Annotated in this window: 13 protein-coding genes and 1 pseudogene; 4 read left to right on the top strand and 10 right to left on the bottom strand. The window is 60.7% G+C overall.

Annotated features, from left to right (window positions below; translation table 11 throughout):
* Nucleotides 1–82: 82 nt before the first annotated feature.
* The 3 genes from CF137_RS18000 to CF137_RS17990 form a co-directional block, all read right to left on the bottom strand.
* Nucleotides 83–1,324 carry a malic enzyme-like NAD(P)-binding protein gene (locus CF137_RS18000; RefSeq protein WP_139720771.1) on the bottom strand — a complete coding sequence of 414 codons (1,242 nt, stop codon included), beginning with the start codon at nucleotides 1,322–1,324 and terminating at the stop codon, nucleotides 83–85.
* A 268-nt stretch (nucleotides 1,325–1,592) separates the two neighbouring features.
* On the bottom strand, nucleotides 1,593–2,819 hold the full coding sequence (locus tag CF137_RS17995; protein WP_139720769.1) for an aromatic amino acid transporter: 1,227 nt from the start codon (nucleotides 2,817–2,819) through the stop codon (nucleotides 1,593–1,595).
* Between the two features lie 236 nt (nucleotides 2,820–3,055).
* A complete protein-coding gene (locus CF137_RS17990) occupies nucleotides 3,056–4,489 on the bottom strand; it encodes a DUF2867 domain-containing protein (RefSeq protein WP_139720767.1) in 1,434 nt (477 codons plus the stop codon).
* A gap of 251 nt (nucleotides 4,490–4,740) precedes the next feature.
* On the opposite strand from CF137_RS17990, the gene CF137_RS17985 reads away from it, so the two are divergent.
* Nucleotides 4,741–5,820: a hypothetical protein gene (locus CF137_RS17985; RefSeq protein ID WP_139720765.1), complete on the top strand. Its 1,080-nt coding sequence runs from the start codon at nucleotides 4,741–4,743 to the stop codon at nucleotides 5,818–5,820.
* Between the two features lie 64 nt (nucleotides 5,821–5,884).
* Here the strand turns inward: CF137_RS17985 and priA are convergent, their stop codons facing one another.
* On the bottom strand, nucleotides 5,885–8,098 hold the full coding sequence (gene priA / locus CF137_RS17980; RefSeq protein WP_139720764.1) for a primosomal protein N': 2,214 nt from the start codon (nucleotides 8,096–8,098) through the stop codon (nucleotides 5,885–5,887).
* Between the two features lie 147 nt (nucleotides 8,099–8,245).
* Between priA and rpmE the strand changes: the two genes are divergently transcribed.
* Entirely contained in the window at nucleotides 8,246–8,461 is a 216-nt protein-coding gene (gene rpmE / locus CF137_RS17975; protein WP_033129027.1) for a 50S ribosomal protein L31, read from the top strand.
* Between the two features lie 90 nt (nucleotides 8,462–8,551).
* On the opposite strand, the gene CF137_RS17970 is transcribed toward rpmE, so the two are convergent.
* A complete protein-coding gene (locus CF137_RS17970) occupies nucleotides 8,552–9,202 on the bottom strand; it encodes a chromophore lyase CpcT/CpeT (RefSeq protein WP_101318536.1) in 651 nt (216 codons plus the stop codon).
* A 122-nt stretch (nucleotides 9,203–9,324) separates the two neighbouring features.
* A complete protein-coding gene (locus CF137_RS17965) occupies nucleotides 9,325–11,178 on the bottom strand; it encodes a methyl-accepting chemotaxis protein (RefSeq protein ID WP_139692029.1) in 1,854 nt (617 codons plus the stop codon).
* A 146-nt stretch (nucleotides 11,179–11,324) separates the two neighbouring features.
* Between CF137_RS17965 and rraA the strand changes: the two genes are divergently transcribed.
* Nucleotides 11,325–11,810: a ribonuclease E activity regulator RraA gene (gene rraA / locus CF137_RS17960; RefSeq protein WP_042018316.1), complete on the top strand. Its 486-nt coding sequence runs from the start codon at nucleotides 11,325–11,327 to the stop codon at nucleotides 11,808–11,810.
* A 270-nt stretch (nucleotides 11,811–12,080) separates the two neighbouring features.
* On the opposite strand, the gene CF137_RS17955 is transcribed toward rraA, so the two are convergent.
* The 3 genes from CF137_RS17955 to CF137_RS17945 all read right to left on the bottom strand — a co-directional run bounded on the left by CF137_RS17955 (nucleotide 12,081) and on the right by CF137_RS17945 (nucleotide 14,640).
* Complete coding sequence (locus tag CF137_RS17955) at nucleotides 12,081–12,755, bottom strand: 7-cyano-7-deazaguanine/7-aminomethyl-7-deazaguanine transporter (protein ID WP_042018319.1); 675 nt, start codon at nucleotides 12,753–12,755, stop codon at nucleotides 12,081–12,083.
* A 159-nt stretch (nucleotides 12,756–12,914) separates the two neighbouring features.
* Entirely contained in the window at nucleotides 12,915–13,202 is a 288-nt protein-coding gene (locus CF137_RS17950) for a DUF3630 family protein (protein WP_139720762.1), read from the bottom strand.
* A 10-nt stretch (nucleotides 13,203–13,212) separates the two neighbouring features.
* A complete protein-coding gene (locus tag CF137_RS17945) occupies nucleotides 13,213–14,640 on the bottom strand; it encodes a protein adenylyltransferase SelO (RefSeq protein WP_139720760.1) in 1,428 nt (475 codons plus the stop codon).
* Nucleotides 14,641–14,745: 105 nt separating this feature from the next.
* Between CF137_RS17945 and CF137_RS17940 the strand changes: the two genes are divergently transcribed.
* Nucleotides 14,746–15,048: a c-type cytochrome gene (locus CF137_RS17940; RefSeq protein ID WP_139720758.1), complete on the top strand. Its 303-nt coding sequence runs from the start codon at nucleotides 14,746–14,748 to the stop codon at nucleotides 15,046–15,048.
* Between the two features lie 91 nt (nucleotides 15,049–15,139).
* Here CF137_RS17940 and recQ read toward each other — a convergent pair.
* Nucleotides 15,140–17,068, bottom strand: a pseudogene (recQ, locus tag CF137_RS17930) (ATP-dependent DNA helicase RecQ); the annotation flags it as partial.
* Nucleotides 17,069–17,170 lie beyond the last annotated feature (102 nt).

The raw sequence follows: 17,170 nt of genomic DNA, 5'->3' as shown, positions 1-17,170 counted from the left end.
TGCTGTACAGGCTGCGCCTTGGTCTGTCACGGGATGCCACAACAAAAACGGCCCCGATAAAGGGGCCGTTCGCAACGCCGGATTACAGCATGTAGTCCGCGGGCAGCTCGGTACGAGCAACGCCGGAGGCCACCGCCGCCAGCGCTACGGCGCGGGCGACCCGCGGCAGCAGGCGAGCATCCATCGGCTTGGGAATGACGTAATCCTTGCCGAAGGTGAGCGCGCTCACCCCGGCGGCGGTCAGCACCTCGACCGGCACCGGCTCCTTCACCAAACCTCGGATCGCCTCGACCGCGGCGATCTTCATGGCATCGTTGATGCGGCTGGCGCGGGCATCGAGGGCGCCGCGGAAGATGAAGGGGAAGCAGAGCACGTTGTTGATCTGGTTCGGGTAGTCGGAGCGACCGGTCCCCATGATGAGGTCACTGCGTACGGCGTGGGCCAGCGCCGGTTTGATCTCCGGGTCCGGGTTGGAGCAGGCGAAGATCACCGGGTTCGGCGCCATCAGGGCGACCGCTTCGGCGGGCAGCACGTCCGGGCCGGAGACACCGACAAACACATCTGCCCCGTCAATGACATCCATCAGGGTGCGCAACGGAGTCTCGTTGGCGAAACGCTGCTTGTACTTGTTGAGATCGCTGCGGCCGGTGTGAATCACCCCCTGACGATCCAGCATGAAGATGTTGTGCGCTCTGGCGCCGCACTTGATCAGCAGATCCATGCAGGCGGTCGCGGCAGCCCCCGCCCCCATGCAGACGATGCGGCTGTCACTGATGAGCTTGCCCTGCACTTCCAGTGCGTTGAGCAGACCGGCGGCAGTGACGATGGCAGTGCCGTGCTGGTCATCGTGGAACACCGGAATGTCGCAGCGGGCGATCAGCGCCTCTTCAATCTCGAAGCACTCCGGCGCCTTGATATCTTCCAGATTGATGCCGCCGAAGGTATCGGCGATGGCCGCTACCGTGTCGATGAACTGCTGGCTGGTCTCGTGCTTCACCTCGATGTCGATGGCGTCGATACCGGCGAAGCGCTTGAACAACAAGGCTTTGCCTTCCATCACCGGCTTGGAGGCCAGCGGGCCCAGATTGCCCAGACCCAGAATGGCGGTGCCGTTGGAGATGACGGCCACCAGATTGCCCTTGCCGGTATAGCGGTAGGCATCGGCCGGATTGGCGGCGATCTCGCGCACCGGCTCGGCGACACCTGGGCTATAGGCCAGCGCCAGATCGTGGGCGGTCTCGGCCGGTTTGGTCAGAGCGATGGCAATTTTGCCGGGTACCGGCTGGGCGTGATAATCGAGAGCTTGTTGACGCAGATCGGACATGGGGGACCCCGATGTGGTTGGTGCAAATGAGGTGCCGACAGGGGGCACGCTGAAGGGCGGGGATCATAAAAGAAAGCAGTGGGCATGCCCAGCAGATCATGCTGCCGCCAGCCAGATCAGACCAGTTATTTCAGTAACTTACCCCATCCACACCTACCACTTTAGTTATAGATGCTGCTATGTGAGGCAAAAAGTTGGACAAAAAATGGAGCAAAAAAGGCGGCAAGTTGGCCTTGCCACCCTTTTCTGTCAGTGCTGTAGACCTGACTCAGTTGCCCAGATAGACCGGCAACAGATTCGCCATCGACAGGAAGTGGAACAGCGCAGTCGCCAATCCGAACAGGATCAGCAGCCAGGCCATCAGCTTGCCGCCGGGGGTGACGAAGTGGGGTGTCACTTCACCCCGCTCGGCCCGTGCCCGGGTACGCAGCACCAGCAGCGCCGGGATGATGCAGGTCCAGATGGTCGCGGCGGCACCGGCATAGCCGATGGCCAGCAGGAAACCGAACGGGAAGAGCAGCGAAAGCAGCAGCGGCGGCAGGAAGGTAACCGCCCAGGTCTTGCTGCGACCGGTGCGGCTGTTGTCGAACTTGAACAGATCCGCCAGATAGTCGAACACCCCGAGCCCCACCCCGATAAAGGAGGAGAGAATGGCCGCCATGGAGAAGCCGTTGATGGCGCTGGCCACCTTCTCCGATTCAATCACCCCGGAGAGCGCGGAGAGCAGCACGCTCACGTCACCCCCTTGGGCAATCACGGGGGCAAAATCCTGACGGGGCAGGTTGCCGAAGATCCCCAGCAGCCAGAGCACGTAGAGCGCCAGCGCGATCAGGGTTCCCCCCAAAATGGCCCATCGGGCCTGCTGCTCGTTCTGGTAGTAGGCGCGCAGAGAGGCGACCGAGTGGTGATAGCCAAACGAGGTGAGCGCCACCGGCAGCATCGCCATGGCATAGGGGGCGTAACCGCTCTCACTGCCTGCCAGATCGAGCAGGGTCGGCAGCTTGATATTACCGAGCAACCCGGCCACACCCAGGGCGAAGCTGAGGATCATGAAGGCGATCAGCACCACAGAGATGCGGTCAACGGCGCGGGTCGAGTGCCACACCACCAGCGAGAAGATCGCCACGAACAGCACCGAGGCGAGCTTGCTGTCGATCCCCAGAATACCCTGCAAGATGGCGCCAGAGGAGGTGATGTAGGCGTAAATCAGAATGCCGCCAACAAAGTAGACCGAGAGGTTGTTGAGCAGATTGAGCTTCTCCCCCAGCAGCTCGCGGGTCACGGTATTGAAGGAAACCCGCATATCGTAGTGCTGGAACGACTCCAGCAGCATCCAGCCAGACAGCGTCATCATCACCATGGTGACGGTCAGCGCCAGTATCGACCAGAGGGTCCAGGCGCCAGCCCCCGAACTCGGCAAACCGAGCATGCCGGCTCCCACGCAGACGCTGGCGATGATGCAGGCGCCCCCCAGAATTGACGGTTTTTTCTTCATAATTCCTTCTTTATTAATTAGTTACACACCTGAATTGCATAAATACCGGGGCATGATGCCAGTCTTTGCCGAAAGACGCACTTCTATATCGGGCTGCAAGGCAGCAGGAGCGAGTCTTCCACACAGCAATGGCAGCCTCAAAGAGCCATAAAAGAAGGGGCCGAACAGGCGTTTCAGCCCCGGCTCCTGTCTGACATGGATGAGGTTCGGCGATAGGACGAGGGCGCAGCCCGCCCTCAATCCATCACGGGAATGCCGGCTTTCGCCTCCGCCTGTCTGGCGATGGCTTCGGTCATCCCTTGAAAAATGAAGAGGTGGAACGGCAGCATGGCCAGCCAGTAAGCCAGCCCCCAGGCCCCTTGCGGATGCCAGTGGGCCGTCACCTTGAGCCGGGTCAGACCCGACTCCTCCGGCACAATAATGAACTCCAGCCGACCCACGCCGGGGGCCTTCATGTTGAACAGCAGATCGAGCCTGCGCCCCTCATCCACCCCGAGGATCTGCCAGGAGTCGAGCATGTCCCCTTTGACGAACTGATCCGGGTTGCTGCGGCCACGGGTACGGGCCGGACCGCCGATCAGGTGATCCATCCACTCGCGCACCACCCACAGCTCATTCATGTAGAAGTAACGCTGCTCACCCCCCAGTTGCTGCAGCACCTCCCACACCACCTTGGGCGAGGCGAGACAGATGGCATCGCCACTGGCGGTACGGTCGTAGAACCCATACTCGGGATGGCGCCAGCGCAGACCGAGCGGCGTCTGCTGGCCTTGTTGTTCGGCACCGAGTCGTTGCTCCAGCGCCAGACTCTCCGCTAGCGCCTCATCAAAACTGAGCAGGGTCTGCGGCAGCAGGGCTCGCAGCGGGCCATCATCGGCCGGAATGTCGTGCTTGAGCCCCCCCACCAGCGCCTTGGCCACCGGCTGCGGCACCGAGGTGACGAACTGCAGCCACCAGGCGGAGAGGCGCGGGCTCAGAAACGGAATGGGAATGATGGGGCAGCGCTTGCCGATATGGGCGGCAAACTTCTGCAACTGCTGCTGATAGCTGAGCAGCTCCGGGCCGACTGCGTTGAAAATACGGCCATCCACCTCGTCGGCCTCCACCAGCCCGCCCAGATAGTGCAGCAGGTTGGACAGCGCAATCGGCGGCGTGCGCGAGCGCACCCATTTCGGCGTCACCATCAGCGGCAGGTTAAACACCAGATCCCGCATCACCTCGAACGCCGCTGAGCCGGGCCCGATGATGATGCCAGAGCGCAGCTCAACCGTCGGCACGCCGGAGTCACGAAACAGCTCGCCACAGTGGCGACGGGAGTTGAGATGACGGCTGTTGCACTGCTCGGGCTGGATCGCCCCCAGATAGATGATGCGACGCACCCCGGCGGCGCGGGCAGCGGCGGCAAAGTTCTTCACCCCCTGCTGCTCCAGCCGGTGAAAATCGGCCCCCGCCCCCATGGCATGCACCAGATAGAAGACGGTGTCGATGCCAGCCAATGCAGGCAGCAAGGTGATGGGCTTGAGGCTGTCAGCGAGGCGAAACTCCACCCCCTCCGGCAGGCGGCAAGGGCGTCGTGCCCCGGCAATCACCCTGTAACCCAGGGTTTGCAGGTGGGGCACCAGATAGGAACCTATATACCCTGCCGCCCCCATCACCAGACAGTTACGCATTCACGCGCTCCTCATGTTCGTTGCTTATCACCAACGCGCCATCACAGATGCCGCATGTCAGCCAGAGTACGCAGCGCAACACCCTTGAAGATGTTCAACGACAGCGCCACCATCCAGCCTCTTGCCATCCTGCCACGCCGTCACCTTGCGACATAGTACTAACCACTTCCGTGATTAGTTCGATTTGGTGTTAAGCCCTGCTCACCGACTGGTCGATAACTAACCAGATGTATAGCGCCGAGGGCGAATGTATGCGCATCGATCACTACGACCTCCAGGGGGAGGTGCAATACCGGCAACAACAGGCCCAGAGCCGCAAGGTGCGCAACCTCGGGCCCGTGCCCCCCACCACCAACCCGCCAGATAACCGCGCGCGGGCCACCTCATCTGACGAGCCGCGAACCAATCTCACCCTGATGCAGACTAGCGCCCTGACGCTGCAAGCCACCAACCGCGCGGCCACCAGCCAGCAAGCTGGCGCGATGCCAGCCCCGCCCCCGCCGACCGATGTCAAACAGGATGATAACGGCATGCCCGATGACGGACTGGATAACCGCCAGCGGCTGATCAAGCTGATGATCGAGGCAATGCTGGGCCACGAAATCGAGCTGCCCAAACCGATCAAACCCGCCGCAGAGGGGGGCGAAGGGGTAACGCAAGGAGCAGCCGCCGCTCAGGCAGCCGAGCCGGATCAACGGGTGGAGGTGACGGACACCCTGCTGCAACAGGAGCAGCTCAAGGTGGTGGCGTCAGCCAGCGTAGCGACTCAGGATGGCCAGACCCTGCAGCTGGATCTCGGCTTTGTGCTCGACTGGCGTCAGCTGGAGGTGAGCCAGCGGCGCACCACCCTCAATGCCCTCAAGGATCCGCTGGTGCTCACTCTGGATGGCAAGATCGCCGACTTGACCGAGGCGCGGGTCACTTTCGATATCGATCAGGATGGCAAAGAGGACAACCTGCCGGGCCTGCGTGAAGGGAGCGGCTTCGTGGCGCTGGATCGCAATGGCAACGGCACCATAGACGATGGCGGCGAGCTGTTTGGGGCCCGCTCCGGTAATGGCTTTGGCGAGCTGGCAACCCTGGATGAGGATGGCAACGGGGTACTGGACGAGGGGGACAGCCAGTTTTCAGCCCTGCAGTTCTGGCACCCGGAGCACGCCCCCATCGCGCTGGTCGAGCTGGGGATCGGCGCCATCCTGCTGCGCCCCCTCGACACCCCCTTCACCCATCTGGGGGAGAGCGGCAATCAGGGGGTGCTGCGCCAATCCGGCCTCTACCTCACCGAACAGGGCAAGGGGGGCTGGGTGCAGCAGATCGATCTGCGAGTTTGAGCATTGAAACGGAATCACCAGCCCGGTCGCTGACGAGATCTGCCAGCGACCGGTTCCTGCGCCATCAACTCAGCTCGGTGGGGTCGATATCCAGACTCCAGCGCACCTTTTTGGTCTCCGGCCAGCCCTCCAGCTCCTTCACCGCCCAATCCAGCAATTGAGCCAGCGGTGCCCGGTTCGGCCCCTGCACCAGTAACTGCATGCGGAACTTGCCCGCCTTGCGTTCCATAAAGCCGCTGATGGGCCCCAGCACCTGCAGATGGGGATAGCGGGCGCTGCGCAGGGTATCGGCGAGGCGGGTCAGGAACAACTGCACCTCGTCACGGCCCGTGGCCTCAGCCCGGAACAAGCTTTGATAGCTAAATGGCGGCAGCCCCAGCAGACGACGCTCTTTCAGCGCGGTATCGGCGAAGTGGCCGTAACCGTTCTGGGTCAGATCCTGCAGCAGGGCATGCTCCGGATGATGACTCTGCAGCACCACCAGCCCGGGTTTGCTGGCGCGACCGGCACGGCCCGCCACCTGGGTGTAGAGCTGGGCCAGCTTCTCGGCAGCGCGAAAATCGGCGCTGAACAGGGCACCATCCACATCCAGCAGACCAACCAAGGTCACATCCGGGAAGTGGTGGCCTTTAGCCAGCATCTGGGTGCCGATCAGGATCTTGTACTTGCCCGCCTTGATGTCGCCGAGATGGGTCTCCAGCTCCCCCTTACGACGGGTGTTGTCCCGATCGATGCGCACCACCGGGTACTGCGGGAAAACCGTGGTGAGCAGCTGCTCCAGCTGTTCGGTGCCCACTCCGGAGCCGATCAGCTCGTTGCTGCCGCACTCGGGGCAGCTGTGGGGCAGCGGGCGTACGCTGTCGCAGTGATGGCAGTGCAGTCGTCGCCCGGCCTGATGCCAGGTGTACCAGGCGTCACAGCGCTCGCAGGCAGCGCTCCAGCCACACTGGTGACAGATAAGGGATGGGGCATAGCCACGGCGGTTGAGGAACAGCATCACCTGATTGCCCGCCGCCAGATGCGACCCCATCAGCTGCTCCAGCTGGGGGGAGAGCCCTGCCTGCAGCCGCACGTTCTTGATATCCAGGATCACCTGACGGGCGGTCTGGGCATTGCCAGCACGGCGAGTCAGGCTGAGGTGGTGATACTTGCCGGTTCTGGCATTGTGCAGCGTCTCCAGCGAGGGGGTGGCCGAGCCGAGCAGGATCGGGATGCCGGCGCGATGGGCCCGCATCACCGCCAGATCCCGGGCGTGGTAGCGAAAGCCATCCTGCTGCTTGAAAGAGCCGTCATGCTCCTCGTCGATGATGATGATGCCGAGGTTCTTGAACGGGGTGAACACCGCAGAACGGGTGCCGATCAGGATAGCGGCGCCGCCATCGCGGCAAGCGAGCCAAGCGTCGAGCCGTTCCCGATCGTTCATGGCGGAGTTCATCGCCACCACCGGCACCTTGAAACGGCGGCGGAAACGGTTGATGGTCTGCGGGGTGAGGCCAATCTCCGGCACCATCACCAGCGCCTGCTTGCCAGCCCGCAGCAGCGGCTCGAGGATGCTCAGGTAAACCTCGGTCTTGCCGGAACCTGTGATGCCATCAAGCAAGAAGGCGCCGAACTGGTCGCTCTGGCTGGTGACCGTCGCCACCGCCAACGCCTGTTCGCTGTTGAGGCGCAGCCCCTCCCCTGCGTCAAAACGGGTTGCCCAGTCACTATCGTGGCTGGGCTCCAGGCTGCGCTTCTCCAGCAACCCCTTTTTCTCCAGCGCAGTGAGCGCGGCACTCTGGATCTCCTCCTGCTTGAGCGCGGATGGGGTCTGCGGCCCCTTGCGCAGCAGGGCGAGGGCCTGCTGCTGCTTGGCCGCCCGCTTGAGCTCGTTGAGATCGATCGCCATCCCCGCCTCGGTGGCAAACCAGAACTCCAGCTCCCGATAGGCGGCGGGTTCCCCCTTGCGCACCAGCACTGGCAGGGCATGAGGCAGCACTTCTCCCAGCGGATGCTGGTAGTAGTTGGCGCTCCAGTTCATCAGCGCGAGGATATCGGCCCCCAACACCGGGGTAGTGTCGAGCACCCTTTTCAAGGGTTTTAATTTGTTGCGAGGCACCTGACTCTCGGTTGGGTGATCCACCACCAAACCCACAAGAGTCTGTGGACCGAAGGGGATCTCGACCCGACAACCGGGCGCCGGTAATGGCAGAGGGGAGAGATAGTCGAAGTGACGGCGTAACGGTACCGGGACAGCGACACGAACCAGATCCAGATCCAGCATTTGGGAACAATTCACCAGGGGTTGCCTATTTTTTCTGCGAAGCCACTTGCCTGATCTCAGGCATTTCCTATATTATTCGCAGCCTTTGAAACTGTGTTCAACAATCGTGTGGTGTCCGACAAGAGATCGGATGGCGACACGGCCTATTAATTGAGGTTGTCCATGAAAGCTAATATTCATCCTGAGTACGTCGCCATCACCTGCAAGTGCTCCTGCGGTAATGTCATCAACACTTTCTCTACCCTGGGTAAAGATCTGAACCTGGACGTGTGCTCTGCATGCCACCCGTTCTACACCGGTAAGCAGAAAGAAGTTTCTAGCGGCGGCCGCGTAGACAAGTTCAACAAGCGTTTTGGTGGCCTGACTGCCAAGAAGTAATCTTACTTCTGAAAAATTCTGAAAAGGGCGCCTATCGGCGCCTTTTTTATGCCCGCCATTTTCGTATCCCAGCCGATGGGATACCTAGTGCTAACGTCCGCGTTCGCTGCTTCGACGTAGATAGACATAGCCTTCCCCCGGACTGCCCCAGCGAGACCCCCCCTGATTGTCATAGGCGCGATCCAGCAGTCGAATGCTATTCGGCCCAATCCAGATATGCTGCACCAGCGTGCTGGCCCCGCCAAAGTCAGTGGCACAGCGCCCCACCCGGGTATGACCTGCGTATTCACCGGATGCCGTCCGGCTCAGCCAAATCTCGCAGCCGTGACGCAGTGAGAGTTGTTGCGGGGTCAAACTGTCGAGCAAAGCGGGTTGACGCCAGGCACCAGCAAAGTCGATAGCCCTGGGCATAGTCAATTCGGCCATCAGGATCCGTCCGTCAGGGGCGGGTGAGAAGCGGTAGATGCGCTGGCGGAAGGGGCGGATGGAACGCAGGGTCAGGTATTGTTCGGCATAGACCCAGCGATACCCCTGATAGCCGGGCCAGATCTCCCTCAGTCGCAGCTCGGCGCTGGTAAAGCGACTATCATAGCCAGCCTGCTCCATGCTCGAGAAGTCACCGCTTAACCAACTGAGCAGCGGCTCCATGCCGGGCTTGGGTGGGGTAGCCTGGGGCGCCGAACCTGCCAACACCAGACAAGAACAGAGCAGCCCGAATGCAGCCACCAGCAACTTTGCCATCGAATCCTTCCGAATCATCATAATGGCGGCGATTATATGAGCGAATGCCCCCAATAACAGCCATCAGGATCAAATCATTGCCACTCAGGGACAAAAACCTCGCAAGGATACCTGTCCGATCACTAAACCCGATATTTCGCCACCGCCTTGTTCAATAGTTGAGCTTGCTCGTTAAGGCCCTGACTGGATCTGGCGTTCTCCTCCGCCATGGTACTCGACTCCTGGGCGATGTCGCGGATGTTGTTGACGTTGCGGTTCACCTCGTTGGCCACCAGGCTCTGCTGTTCGATGGCTGCCGCTATCTGGGTGCTCATGTCCATGATCAGGGTGACATCCTGGGTGATCTGGCCCAGCAGAGCCCCTGCGGTGCTAGCCTGCTCCGCGCTGCGGCTGCCCTGCTCACGACAGGTCGCCATTACCTCGACGATGCTGCCGGTCTGTTTTTGCAGGGAGCTGATGATACCGGCAATCTCCTGAGTCGATTTCTGGGTGCGAATCGCCAGGCTGCGCACCTCGTCCGCCACCACCGCAAAGCCGCGCCCCTGATCCCCGGCCCGCGCGGCCTCGATGGCAGCATTGAGGGCCAGCAAGTTGGTCTGCTCGGCAATACCGCGGATCACGTCAAGCACAGAGCCGATGGTCTCGCTCTCTTTTTGTAGCTGTCCCACCTCTCGGGACGAGATCTCCAGATTGCCCGCCAGCGAGCGGATCTGACTGACGGTGCTCTCAACTGCGGTGCGCCCCTCCTGCGCCTTATTGTTGGTGGCCTGAGCATTGTTGGCCGCCTGCTCGGTGTTGCGGGCGATCTCCTCGATGGTGGACCCCATCTCGGTGGATGCAGTCGCTACCATGTCGGTCTCCTGCAACTGGCGCGCCGCCCCCTCGCTGGTGCGTTTGACGTTAGCCGACAAGTGGTCCGCCGCTTCCGTCAGGGTGTGCACACTCTGCTTCACATCGCCGATCAGGTTGCGGAACCCGCCCAGCATCACGTCAAGATTGCCTGCCAGTTGCGCCATCTCATCGGCCCCTTGCAGCTCTATCTTGAGGCGTAGGTCGTTGTCCTGGCGGATACGGTTGACTGTGTCGTTTACCCGCGAGATGGGCCTGTCTATGCTGCGGCCCAGCAAGATGCTCATGGTGCCGATCAGCACTATGATGATGCCGCCGCAGACCAGCATCAGCAGATTCAGGCGCGCGGTCTGCTGCTCCAGCTGGTCGGCGATATGCCGGTCGACCGCAACAAATCCCTGTTCGGTCTGGTGTACCAGTTCGCGCATCTGGTTGCGCAGCCCTTCATCATCTTTCAGACCCAACACCTGCATCCCCTGCACCAGGGCAACAAAATCCTGCCGATACTGCTTGCTGGCCTGCTCCAGCTTGCCGCGATCCGCCTCCGGTAGGGCGGTAAGGCCATCCTGAAAGCTCTTGTGCAAAGTCTCGAAGCGATCCAGATACTGGATGTCGGAGCGCAGCATGAAGTCCTTCTCCGCCCGTCTCAACTGCAGCATGGTGATGAGCAGCCCCTGCTGATCCAGCTGCTTGAGCCCATTTTCCACCTCGTGCACTGCTGCCCGCAGCTTGCCATAGAGGCCATCTTCCGGCCCCAGCCCAATCTTCTGCTGTTGTGCCACCAGATCGTTGAAGGCCTTGCCATAAGCCGTCATCTGCTGATCCAGCCTAACCAGCTCACCCTGCGCAGCTGCAAGGTTGTCATCGCTGCTCATGTTCTGATCCAGCTGATGAAAATCGGCCAGCCCCTGATTGAAACGTTCGGCGAAAGCCATCTCCTTGCGGATCAGGAAATCCTTCTCGGCTCGCCGCAGATTGAGCATGGCGATCTCCAACTGGTCCACATTGCGCTGGGCATCGGTCAGATGACGATTAACCTGACTGGAGTAAAGAAACAGGCCACTCAGCACCATCATGGCGACGGCAACCAGCACGGTATTCAGGATCAACTTATGACGGATCAGCACGATGGACCTCACACAGACAAAGGATGAACTGCATTGAGCTTAAGCAGAAAAGCAGGAGCGGGTAGCCTGTACAAGGAATATTCATTGAAATGCCCCCCCCACTCCTTATACTGGTTGCACCTGTTTCCAGCCGTGGATTTGACACTATGGAATACAATACTTCTGAACTGTGCGACATCTATCAGGACATGGTGGATGTGCTTGAACCCATGCTCTGCTCCTTCGGTGGCCGCTCCTCTTTCGGCGGCGTCATCACCACCGTCAAATGCTTCGAATCAAATGGCCTGATCCGTGAACTCGTTAAAGAGAACGGGGTCGGTCGCATATTACTGATCGACGGCGGTGGCTCCATGCGCCGCGCCCTGATCGACAGCGACATAGCCACCACAGCAGCGGAGAACGATTGGGAAGGGATCGTCTGCTACGGCTGCGTCCGCGAAGTCGATATTCTGGAAGATCTGGATATCGGCATTCAGGCACTGGCAGCCATTCCGGTCGGAGCCGACAGCAAGGATGTGGGGGAGACCGATCTGCCGGTCAACTTCGGTGGCGTGACTTTCCTGCCTGACGACCACCTCTACGCCGATACCACAGGGGTGATCCTCTCCCCCGAGGCCCTCGATATCGAGTAAGCCACAGACAGAGTGACGACGGGAGCCTTGGCTCCCGTTTTTTATGCCTGCAACTTGCTGAAAAATGACAAAAAAAGAGGGCCAGATAAACTGGCCCTTAACTGGAAGCAATGTGAGCAATGTCGTGCCTTCACAAGAAGTCCATCACGTTGGAACGAATGAAGTCTTTCCCGGAAAACAAGTTAACAATAATCATTCTCATTTAAATGAGCAAGCGCTATTTGCAGAAAACGCAAAAAAATTGACCACCGCGAAGGGTGGTCAATCTCATCAGGCTTGTCGGGTCGCCGTTTGCAGGCTGGATAATCCGGCCTCGCCCACCAGCTTGCGGCTGAGGTAACGCAGCAAGACGCCGTAGAGCGGCACGAACAAACCAAGGCTGATCAGCAACTTGAATACGTAATCGACGGTTGCGATCTCGACCCAGTGCTCTGCCATGAAAGGATCTGTGGTGCGCCAGAAGGCCACACTGAAGAAGGCGATGGTATCGACCAGATTACCGAACAGGGTGGAAGCCGCCGGGGCAACCCACCAGGCTTTCATCAGTCGCAGCCGGTTAAACACCACCACGTCCATAAACTGACCCACCAGATAGGCCATAAAGCTGGCCAGCGCGATACGCGCCACAAACAGGTTGAACTCGGCCAGATTGCCCATACCCTGATAACTGCCCTCGAAGAACAGCACGGAGAGTCCATAGGAGACCACCAGCGCAGGCAGCATCACGGTCTGGATAATCTTGCGCGCCAGACCGGCACCGAAGATCCGCACCGTCAGGTCAGTGGCCAGGAAGATAAACGGGAAGCTGAATGCACCCCAGGTGGTATGGAAGCCAAATACGGTGATCGGCAGCTGCACCAGATAGTTGCTGCTGGCAATGATCAGGATGTGGAACAACGACAGGCGAACAAGCGCCGTTTGGTACTGCGCAGGGGTCAGATTCATTTTGTGACCTTTTTGGTTAATGGGGTTAGGGAACCCATACCGCCACCATTGGCGATAATCGAGGGGCGAGATTATACGCCCCAAAACCGATAGTTCAATCTCTATGCGATTGAGCTCACCCGGATTGGTCAGTAGCAGAACAGGCCTTGCGGGCGATTGTTACCCCTTGTGTTGCCTGGCGAGCCAGAGCAGCACCTCCCGATCTGCCGGGCGCACCGCCTCCAGCCAGCAACCGCTATAGTGTTCATACTCCAGCCTGAACTGACTCCCTTCAAACTCCAGCAGCCAGCTGTGGCGGTCGGCGCCCGCATCCTGTTCGAACGGCTGTAACTCCCACTCTCGCAGCAAGGCGTGCGCCAACACCGGAAACCTGTCCCAGTCGAGCGCTGGGCAATCCAGCGTCACCACGCCAGCTTCGCTATCTATCTGTTTGATCTGCCAACTCATTCCCTGTCTCTCAGCTGCTGCAGGAGAGCTCGCCACCGCAATACCATGCTGGAGCCGGGGTAGCGAGATCCTCATATTCGGGTTGTTCATCATAGGGGCGCTGCAGGGCGGTGAACAGCCGCGCGAACGGCTGAATGTCGCCTGCGTCGGCGGCATCGATCACCTGCTGGGCCAGCGCATTGCGCAGCACATACTTGGGATTGATGGCATCCATCTGCCCCTTGCGCACCGCATCATCGCTTCCTTCGTGCACCAACCGCGCCCGATAGCGCTCCAGCCACTCCTGCCAGAGGTGTAGATCAGGCAACAAGGCCAGCAGAGACGCAGGCCAGCCCCCCTCTCCCGTCACCTCACCGAGACGACGCAGGAACAGGTGGTAATCCACCTTGTGGGCCGCCAGCAGCCGGAACAGCTCGCGGAACAGTGCCGGGTCATCCTCTTCCCACACCGCCAGCCCGAGTTTGGCCCGCATCAGTTCGGAGTAGTGCAGCATCAGCTGCTGTTCGTACTGAGCCAACGCCGCTGCCAGCGCGTCACCGTCTACATGGCCCGCCAGTGCCTGCGCCAGCTTTTGCAGATTCCAGTAACCGACCGCAGGTTGCTGATCCAGCGCGTAGCGGCCCGCCGGATCCGAGTGATTGCAGACAAAATCAGGCACATAAGCATCGATAAAGCCGTAGGGGCCATAATCCAGGGTCAGGCCGAGCAGCGACATGTTGTCGGTGTTCATCACCCCGTGGCAGAAGCCCGCCGCCTGCCATTTGGCAATCAGCCGCGCGGTACGGCGCACTACCTCGGCAAACAGCTCAGCTCCACTCTCCAGCTCGGGGAAGTGGTGGCGCAGCAGATAATCGATGAGCGGCGGGATCTTCTCCCCCTGCCCGCTCCAGGCGAAATACTCGATATGGCCGAAGCGCAGATGGCTGGGGGCGGTACGCAGCACGGTCGCGCCCATCTCGACCTGTTCGCGGTAGACGGGCTCACTGCTGCCCACCAACACCAGCGCCCGGGTGGTGGGGATGCCAAGGGCATGGAGTGCCTCTGAGGCGAGATACTCGCGAATGCTGGAGCGCAATACGGCGCGGCCGTCGCCAAAACGGGAGAACGGTGTTTTACCCGCCCCCTTCAGGTGGAGATCCCAGCGCTGACCATCAGGGGCCAGCTGCTCACCCAATAGCAGCGCCCGACCATCCCCAAGCCGCGGGCTATAACCCCCGAACTGATGACCTGCATAAACCTGCGCCACCGGCTGCATGCCGGGCAGCAGTTTTCCCTCGCCACAGCAGGCGATCCAGTCAGCCTCGCTGACGCCTCCCAGCCCCAACTCATCCAGCAAAGCCCGGTTGAGATGAAGCAACTGGGGTTGCTGCAGCGGCTGGGGGACCACGGACTCACAGGCCCAGGGCAACTCGGTCGCAAAAGTGTTGATCAGCTTCATGGTTGTGCCATTCGTCCCTGCGTATGCTCGTGTCACTCTTTATACTGCCGTCAGCCATGCTTGCGCTAACTGGCAACCATCATTTTTCAATTCAAGGAGAAGAAGATGCAAAAATGGGTATATGCCCTGCCCTTGCTGGCACTGGCGTGGGGCCATCAGGCCAAGGCTGCGGATATCGAGGCCGGAAAAGCCAAGGCAGCGGTCTGTGCCGCCTGTCACGGCGTGGAAGGCAAGGCGATGATCCCCAACTATCCCCATCTGGCGGGTCAGAATGCCGCCTATCTGGTGAAACAGTTGAAAGCCTTCAAGGATGGCACCCGCAAAGAGCCCTTGATGGCCCCCTTCATGGCGCCGCTGACCGATGCGGATATCGACAATCTGGCGGCCTTCTACGCCAGCCTGAAGTGACCTGACTGCGCCCGGCTAACGGGCGCCTCACCCTGCCACATCGTCAAACAAGCCTCCGCCTTTTGCGGTCGATTAGGCTGCCTAATCGACCCTAGCGACGGCAGTAGTCGATGATAAGGTCCATAAAGGCTTCACCGAAGCGTTCCAGCTTGCGGTGACCGACACCGTTGATAGCCAGCATCTCGTCTTCGGTCATAGGCATCGCCGCTGATCCCATCTCCACCCGAGTTACTATCTACCTGCGGCAGTAGTCGATGATAAGGTCCATAAAGGCTTCGCCGAAGCGTTCCAGCTTGCGGTGGCCGACACCGTTGATGGCCAGCATCTCGTCCTCGGTCATCGGCATCAGCTGAGCCATCTCCACCAGGGTCGCATCGTTGAACACCACGTAGGGCGGCACCTCTTCGTCCTCGGCGATCTGCTTGCGCAGGCCGCGCAGCTCCTTGAACAACCGCTTGTCGTAGTTGGCATTGTCGAGCAGGCCGTTGCGCTTCTCCTTGCGGCTGGAGATAGGCTGCAAGCGGGGCACCGCCAGCTCAAGTTTGGTCTCGCCGCGCAGCACGGGGCGGGCCGCTTCGGTCAGCTGCAGCACCAGATTGCGAGTAATGTTCTGGGTCAGCAGCCCCTTGTGGATCAACTGGCGGATCACGCTCATCCAGTATTCGTGGCTCTGATCCTTGCCGATGCCATAGGTCGAGAGCTTGTCGTGGCCATGATCCTTGATGCGCTGGTTGAGCGAGCCGCGCAGCACCTCCACCACATAGCCCACCCCGAAATTCTGCCCCACCCGCCAGACGCAGGAGAGCGCCTTCTGGGCATCTTCGGTGCCGTCATAGCTCTTGGGCGGATCGAGACAGATATCGCAGTTGCCGCACGGCTTGTCGTTGTACTCGCCGAAATAGTTGAGCAGCACCTGACGGCGGCAGGTCTGCGCCTCGGCAAACGCGGCCATCACGTTGAGCTTGTACTGCTCCACCTGCAACTGCTGGGGATTCTCGATGTTGTCGAGCAGGCGCCGCACCCGGCCGATATCGGCGGGATCGTAGAGCAGCAGCGCCTCGGCGGGGGTGCCATCACGACCGGCGCGGCCGGTCTCCTGATAGTAGGATTCGATATTCTTCGGAATGTCGTAGTGCACCACGAAGCGCACGTTGGGCTTGTCGATGCCCATGCCAAACGCCACCGTCGCCACCACGATCTCGACATCATCCTTGAGGAAGGCATCCTGGGTCTGCTGGCGCTGCTCGAGCGGCAGTCCCGCATGATAGGGCGCCGCCTTGCAGCCGTGGCGAGATAACCGCTCGGCCACCTCCTCCACCCGATTGCGACTGGAACAGTAGACGATGCCGCAGTTGCCCTTCTGGCTATGCACGTAGCGCAGCAGCTGCTCGGCCGCCTTGAACTTCTCCACCAGGCTGTAGCGGATATTGGGGCGATCGAAGCTGGCGGTGTGAATGAAGGGATCGTTCAGCTCAAGGCGATGCAGCATGTCGCTGCGGGTCGCCTCGTCGGCGGTCGCGGTGAGCGCCACCACCGGTACCTGCGGGAACCACTGCTTGAGCCGCCCGAGGGCCGCATACTCAGGCCGGAAATCGTGGCCCCACTGGGAGACGCAGTGGGCCTCGTCGATAGCGAACAGACCGAGCGGCAGCTCGGCCAGCCGATCCATAAACTCATGCTGCAACAGTCGCTCGGGGGAGACATAGAGCAGCTTGATCTCGCCACGGCGCATGGCGGCGAAGTTCTGGATCATCTCCTCCCGGCTCAGGGCCGAGTTGATGTAGACCGCCGCCACACCGTTGGCGCGCAGGCTATCGACCTGATCCTTCATCAGGGAGATCAGCGGAGAGACCACCACCCCGAGCCCTGGCCGCAGCAGCGCCGGGATCTGGAAGCAGAGTGACTTGCCACCACCGGTCGGCTTGAGCACCATGGCATCACGCCCCGCCACTATCTGCTCGATAATCTCCAGCTGGCCCGGCCGAAATTGCTGGTAGCCGAAGACCGCCTGCAGCAGGGCAAGCGGGCTCTCTGGCTGAGAATCTTGCAGGATTTCGGCAATCGCGGTCATGGGCTCTCCTTTGGGGTCGCCATTCTAAAGCAGCCGCCGCTCACAATAAAC

The sequence above is a fragment of the Aeromonas sobria genome (assembly GCF_006243315.1).
GTDB lineage: Bacteria > Pseudomonadota > Gammaproteobacteria > Enterobacterales > Aeromonadaceae > Aeromonas > Aeromonas sobria_A.
This window is presented reverse-complemented; position numbering and strand designations above follow the sequence as displayed.